At 46.2% G+C, this 6,248-nt stretch carries 6 protein-coding genes; 2 read left to right on the top strand and 4 right to left on the bottom strand.

Features of this window, described 5'->3' with window-relative positions:
* Positions 1-199: 199 nt before the first annotated feature.
* From MHM93_RS04740 to rph, 3 genes are all read right to left on the bottom strand, one after another.
* Complete coding sequence (locus tag MHM93_RS04740) at positions 200-586, bottom strand: diacylglycerol kinase (RefSeq protein WP_239448202.1); 387 nt, start codon at positions 584-586, stop codon at positions 200-202.
* A 62-nt stretch (positions 587-648) separates the two neighbouring features.
* Positions 649-1,293, bottom strand: coding sequence for an orotate phosphoribosyltransferase (gene pyrE, locus MHM93_RS04735; RefSeq protein WP_138508657.1), 645 nt, complete (start codon positions 1,291-1,293; stop codon positions 649-651).
* A 30-nt stretch (positions 1,294-1,323) separates the two neighbouring features.
* On the bottom strand, positions 1,324-2,037 hold the full coding sequence (gene rph / locus MHM93_RS04730) for a ribonuclease PH (RefSeq protein WP_022943484.1): 714 nt from the start codon (positions 2,035-2,037) through the stop codon (positions 1,324-1,326).
* A 169-nt stretch (positions 2,038-2,206) separates the two neighbouring features.
* Here rph and MHM93_RS04725 point away from each other — a divergent pair, with 169 nt between their 5' ends.
* Entirely contained in the window at positions 2,207-3,067 is an 861-nt protein-coding gene (locus MHM93_RS04725) for a YicC/YloC family endoribonuclease (RefSeq protein ID WP_045980695.1), read from the top strand.
* 50 nt (positions 3,068-3,117) lie between these two features.
* Here MHM93_RS04725 and MHM93_RS04720 read toward each other — a convergent pair whose 3' ends face one another.
* Complete coding sequence (locus tag MHM93_RS04720) at positions 3,118-3,999, bottom strand: cation diffusion facilitator family transporter (protein ID WP_239448201.1); 882 nt, start codon at positions 3,997-3,999, stop codon at positions 3,118-3,120.
* A 209-nt stretch (positions 4,000-4,208) separates the two neighbouring features.
* Between MHM93_RS04720 and MHM93_RS04715 the strand changes: the two genes are divergently transcribed.
* Positions 4,209-6,224, top strand: a complete 2,016-nt coding sequence (locus MHM93_RS04715) for a HAMP domain-containing methyl-accepting chemotaxis protein (protein WP_239448200.1) — start codon at positions 4,209-4,211, stop codon at positions 6,222-6,224.
* The last annotated feature ends 24 nt before the right edge of the window (positions 6,225-6,248 follow it).

Raw genomic sequence — 6,248 nt, 5'->3', positions numbered from 1 at the left:
GTTTGTAAGCAGTCCGCCGTGTCGGTGGATGCGCATTATAGGGAGATTCGATTTCCACGCAACCCCTTTTTTAAAGAAAACTGCAAAAAATGGATCGTTTGCGCACTTTACGCTCAAAACGCACTAAAAAAGACCATTAATTCACTTATTAATGGCTATTATTCTGTTGTTAACTGAAAAGCGGTTTAAAAGATGACCATTACCAGTAAGGTCTGACTGCTTGGTAAATACTGACTCCCCATACCAAGGCGGCAATCAACAATGCCAAGCTTACCGCAGCCGAGCCCATATCTTTAGCGCGCCCAGAAAGAATATGTAATTCCGTAGACACCCTATCGGTGAGCGCTTCAATGGCTGAGTTCAGTAATTCAACAACCAACACTAATAATATAATCACAATCAGTGCTAACCAATGCATCGCGGTATCGGCAATGAAAAAGGAGATAGGAAAAAGGATGAATGCCAAAGTCAGCTCTTGGCGAAATGCCGCTTCGCCCTTATAAGCTGCTTTGAGTCCCCAGTAGGTACAACGCAATGCTTTAACTATCCGCCCTAGCCCTTGGCCGTTTAACTTTAAGCTTGTCATAACGCTTGCCACCTTATTATCAGCCATAAAAAAAGCCCCGATAGCGGGGCTTTTCAATATTGCTATGCAACACCATATTGGTCGCGGTAGGCTTTGACCGCTTGCAGGTGCTCATCCATATTGCCCTGCTGCTCAAGATAGGTGATTAAATCTGCTAGTTTAACTATCGATACCACTTGGGTGTTGAAGTCTCGCTCTACCTCTTGGATAGCCGAGAGCTCTGCTTTGCCTTTTTCCTGACGATCCAGAGCAATCAGCACCCCGCTTAAATCAGCGCCATTGGCGGCAATGATTTCCATAGACTCGCGAATGGCGGTGCCAGCGGTGATCACATCATCCACTAACATCACCTTTCCTTTAAGTTCAGAGCCAACTAGGTTGCCTCCTTCACCATGGTCTTTTTTCTCTTTGCGGTTAAAGCAGTAAGGTACGTCTTTATTGTAATGATCTGCCAACGCCACCGCTGTAGTCGTAGCAATAGGGATCCCCTTATAAGCAGGACCAAACAATAAGTCGTAATCAATACCAGCATCTTCAAGTGCAGCTGCATAAAAGCGGCCTAACTTGGCCAAGTCTTGCCCGGTGTTAAACAACCCAGCGTTAAAGAAGTAAGGGCTAGTGCGGCCAGACTTAAGCGTAAACTCACCAAACTTCAATACCTGCTTGGCTAATGCGAATTCAATAAACTGCTTTTGATATTCTTTCATTAGATGTCTCTTTAACTAGTCGTTTAGTGCTTATGCCAAAGCTTGTTTTTGGATGTCGATAATTTCGCGGATAGAGTGCTTAGCTAAACTTAGCATTTGCTCTAGCTCATCAAATGAGAACGGTTCACCCTCAGCAGTGCCTTGCACCTCGATGATTTTACCCGTTTCGGTAAGAATCACGTTCATATCTGTTTCGGCTTGTGAGTCTTCGATATATTCCAAGTCGGTAATAGGTTCGCCGTTGAAAATACCCACAGAGATAGCCGCTATCATGTGTTGCAGAGGGTTAGTATTGATCATTCCTTTCGCGCGCATATAGGTTAATGCATCAACCAAGGCGACACAGGCTCCACTGATAGATGCCGTACGTGTACCACCGTCCGCTTGAATCACGTCGCAATCGATAGTGATAGTGTTTTCACCCAGGGCTTTTAAATCAACGGCTGCTCGCAATGCACGGGCGATCAGTCGTTGAATTTCCATGGTGCGTCCGCCTTGCTTGCCACGCGCTGCTTCGCGGTTATTACGGGTGTGGGTCGAGCGTGGTAACATGCCATATTCTGCGGTTACCCAACCTTTACCTTGGCCCTTCATAAAACGCGGTACACCCGCCTCAACACTCGCAGTACACAATACCTTAGTGTTGCCAAACTCAACCAGCACTGAGCCTTCAGCATGCATGGTATATTGGCGAGTAAAGGTCACTGGACGAATTTGATTAGGTGTTCTTTCACTTGGACGCATTCACTATCCCCTTCATTAAAAATTTTCGTTCATTATATGTGTTCACCCGCTGCGATGCCACGGCACTTTTATGAATTTCCCTAATTGTGCTGGAAATTTCCGCTAGAGCTCACTCTTTGTTAAGGTATAATGCATGCCGATATATCTGTTTTAAATTAGGAAATCATTCATGATCCACAGCATGACTGCGTATGCTCGCCAAGAAATTAAAGGCGATTGGGGCACCGGAACTTGGGAGATCCGCTCTGTAAACCAACGTTATCTGGAAACCTTCATTCGCGCCCCCGAGCAATTTCGCGGTTTAGAACCTGTGATCCGTGAACGGCTGCGTAAAAACTTACAGCGCGGTAAGGTTGAAGTCTTCTTAAAATTTGCCGCCAACCCAGCCCATGTTGGCGAGTTACAAATCAATGAGTCTTTGGCCTCACAATTAGTGAAGAGCGCGCAATGGGTGCAAGCACAAAGCCAAGGCGACATTAATCCCGTAGACATTCTTCGCTGGCCGGGCGTAATGGAAGCCGAAGAAATGGATATGGACGTCGTGCAAGGTGAATTGCTCAAAGGCTTAAATGGCGTTATAGATGACTTTAAAGCCGCCCGTGCTAGCGAAGGCGAGAACCTTGAGCAAATGATATTAACTCGCTTAGACGCGATTTTAGAGCAAGTCGCAATCGTCGAAGCGCACATGCCCGAAGTCATCAAATGGCAACGTGAGAAGCTATCGCAGAAGCTGGAAGATCTGCAAGCCGAAATCGACGAGACCCGGCTTGAACAAGAGCTTATTTACTTGGCACAAAAGCAAGATGTCGCCGAAGAACTCGACCGCTTAAAATCGCACGTAAAAGAAACCCGTAAAATTCTGAAAAAAGGCGGAGCCTGTGGTCGTCGTCTTGATTTTATGATGCAAGAGTTTAACCGAGAAGCCAATACACTGGCCTCCAAATCTATTAACACCGAAGTGACCAACGCCGCCGTTGAGTTAAAGGTGCTGATTGAGCAAATGCGTGAGCAGATCCAGAATATTGAGTAATCATCTCGCATTCATTTAACACTTAAAAGCCCTTTCCAGGGGCTTTTTGGTTAACCATCTCGGCATTGCTCTTGCGGGTACTCAAATTCTAAGGTGGTGTGTGCTAAATCATACTCTGCCAGGTTGTCGGCCAAACGTTGCTTTAGCGCTATCACTTGCTCAGCATTAAGCTCTTGTGCAAGACATAAATGCGCTGTCAGCACATGATGTTCGCCATCTAACGACCAGTAATGCACATGGTGAGCGGTGCTGATTTCTTGCGGCTCTATCAATACCTCAGTGAGTTTTGTTTGCGTCTTTTTATCCGGTGCTCCTTGCAGAAATAGCCGTACGGTTTGTACTAAGTTGCGCACCACATTGACCAAAATAAACAAGGTAAAACAAATGGATAAAATAGGGTCTAAAATAGGCCAATCAACAAACATCAATACGATTGCGACCACTAGCACTGCCACCCAACCCAGCACGTCTTCAAGAAGGTGCCAGTTAAGCACCTTCTCATTAAGTGATTTACCACTGCTCAGTTTAATCGCCGCATAACCGTTCACTGCGATACCTAGCACCGCCAAGGCCAACATGCCTTCCGTTACCGGCATCACTGGGTCAAACAATCTCGGCACCGACAACACCAGCACCCACACCGAGCCAATCACTAATACCACCGAGTTAATAAACGCACCGAATAAACTTAAGCGCCGGTAACCATAAGTAAAATGCTGATTGGCACCTTTATTACTGAATTTGTTAAGCAGCCAGGCGCTGCCGATTGACAGGCTATCCCCTAAGTCATGCACGGCATCGGCCATTATCGCGGTACTGTTTGTAAGCCACCCGCCAATAAACTCGATAATAGTAAACCCGAGATTTAAAAAGAATGCCCAACCAATGCGCTCTGAAGCGATGTCATGGGAATGATCGTGGTGATGCGCCATTTTCTTATCCTTTTGCTGCGTGTACCTACACTCTGGGTTAAAATCTCTTTACCGTCTTTCCCGCTTTTGCGCTCCCTTTAGCTTAAGCGCGATTAAGCACATTTTTTCTCGTGCGTTATATCTGTGTAAAAACACTATGCCAAACTTTTGTGAGCATTACTAAGCCTGTCAGCTATCCTAATTAACAGGCTCTTATCAGTGAGTACATTATGAAACTAAAAACAAAGTTGTCTTTGTCGTTTGCCGCCGTTATTGCTTTAATGGTCATCTCAAGCCTTATCGTTTGGCTTAAAGTCTCCACCGAAACCCTGCAAGCTGAGGAAGTTAAAAACGACGACCTTCCCGGTTTACTAGCCTATTTATCGATCTCCGATACTATTTATCAAATGCAAAATGAAGCCCTTGAATACATAGGCGGTGAACAACAAAAGCGAGACAGCTTTGCGGCTTTGTATATACAATTTCAAACGCAACACCAAGAGCTTTATAAGTATGAGTCTAACAAGCCATCAGACATAGAGAAGATGGCAAACATAGAAAACTTAGTGAAGGAATACAATCGCGGCATCGCTGAGGGCGTGTTTAATCGATACGACCCTGAATTATTTCGTAGCGTACAATCACAAGTGGCACAGTTAGAACAAGACACCGGTGAGAAGTTAGGTGACTTACTCGACGAGCTCAAAGACCAAGAGTATGCGCAGGCCATGCAAGCAAGCGATTTACAAACCAGTCTGCAGGATAATTTACCAGGTGTCAGATATTACCTCGAGCTGATCGATGAGGCCGGTGACTTGGTCGCGGGTGTGAACGCACACATTCGCGGTGATACCGCAGCTAAAGCACGCTTTAAAGACGATTTAACCAGTTTCAATGAATACCTTGAGGCGCTTCGACCACTTGAGCAACAACCTGATGAAGTGGCAGCGCTACGTCAAGTTGAGTCTTATCGCGATGACATTGTGCGCACGGCCAACAGCATTTTTACACGCTATAGTCCACAAGACTATATTGATGCTCGAAGTACTATCAATGACCTAGAAGCCCAGGTTGTTGATAAACTAAACACTATTTTGCAAACCTCAGCTCGGGAAGAGCAAGTAGACGCTATTAGCGCCTTAAACCACCTTGTCGAGGGCTTAAACCTGACGTTGATCATTATTGTGATCATTACCTTAATCGCCTTCGTTGTCGCAGGCATTATTGCCTATCTCATTAGCCACTCAATCATTACTCGCTTAAACAATGTGCTAGAAACAGCAGAAAGTGTCAGCATCGGCGACTTATCGCGCCCGGCTATTACTCATGCTAACAAGGATGAAATCGACAGCCTTGCTGCGGCAACCAATAAAATGTCGTCATCTCTGCATGATTTAATGGCTCTGATCACGTCACTGGCCACTCAGGTTAGGGAATCTAGCTTGGAAATTAGCTCAACAAACGAGCAAATCGCTAATCGCAGCCAAAACTCAGCAGACCAATCAACACAGATAGCCACTGCCATTGAAGAAATGAGCTCAACGGTTTCAGAGGTCGCCAGACAATCACAACAAGCATCTGGCAATAGTGAGCAAGCAAGAGAGTATGCCGCTCATGGTGCCGAAGCAGTAAGCCAAACGGTAGCGGAAATAAGAAGCGCTTCGAGCAGAGTGCAGAACACCTCCAGCTCAGTCACCGAACTGGGTGAGCTTAGTAATCAAATTGGCAATATCATCAGTGTGATCAGTGCCATTGCCGAGCAGACAAACTTGTTGGCACTCAATGCTGCCATTGAAGCCGCACGAGCCGGTGAACAGGGCCGAGGCTTTGCCGTCGTTGCCGACGAAGTACGCACTTTGGCTGAGCGCACGACCAAAGCCACCGATGAAGTCGCGCAGACAATTACCGCCATCCAAAAGCAAACTCACCAAGCGGTAGAGTCTATGCATAGTAGCGTAGAACAAGTAAACAGCAGTGTATCTATGGCGGAGCAGGCCGGGGAACAACTTAGCAATATAATGCAAAGTGCCAGCGACATTGCCAGTATGATTCAATCAATCGCGACTGCCACCGAAGAGCAATCAGTGGTCGCTGCGGAAATGGCCAAGGATGTGTCTGATATTGAGCGCGCGAGCCAGGCATCACTGAACGACACCCAAGGAGCTTTAGAGATTGCGAAACAGCTTAATTCTCAAGCCGGTGAACTTAGTGAGTCTGTGCAGCGCTTTAAATTGCGTGCCAGTTAAGCACAATACTCATTGATTTTATGT

Source organism: Pseudoalteromonas sp. MM17-2 (genome assembly GCF_022347945.1).
GTDB classification, from domain to species: Bacteria; Pseudomonadota; Gammaproteobacteria; order Enterobacterales; family Alteromonadaceae; genus Pseudoalteromonas; species Pseudoalteromonas ruthenica.
Note: the sequence above shows the minus strand (reverse complement) of the source record. Positions and strands in the feature narration are given on the sequence as shown.

Bases quoted from the DNA above. Each gene is read 5' to 3' on its own strand.
- MHM93_RS04740 (WP_239448202.1), bottom strand. From the start codon at position 586: ATGACAAGCTTAAAGTTAAACGGCCAAGGGCTAGGGCGGATAGTTAAA.
- pyrE (WP_138508657.1), bottom strand. From the start codon at position 1,293: ATGAAAGAATATCAAAAGCAGTTTATTGAATTCGCATTAGCCAAGCAG.
- rph (WP_022943484.1), bottom strand. From the start codon at position 2,037: ATGCGTCCAAGTGAAAGAACACCTAATCAAATTCGTCCAGTGACCTTT.
- MHM93_RS04725 (WP_045980695.1), top strand. From the start codon at position 2,207: ATGATCCACAGCATGACTGCGTATGCTCGCCAAGAAATTAAAGGCGAT.
- MHM93_RS04720 (WP_239448201.1), bottom strand. From the start codon at position 3,999: ATGGCGCATCACCACGATCATTCCCATGACATCGCTTCAGAGCGCATT.
- MHM93_RS04715 (WP_239448200.1), top strand. From the start codon at position 4,209: ATGAAACTAAAAACAAAGTTGTCTTTGTCGTTTGCCGCCGTTATTGCT.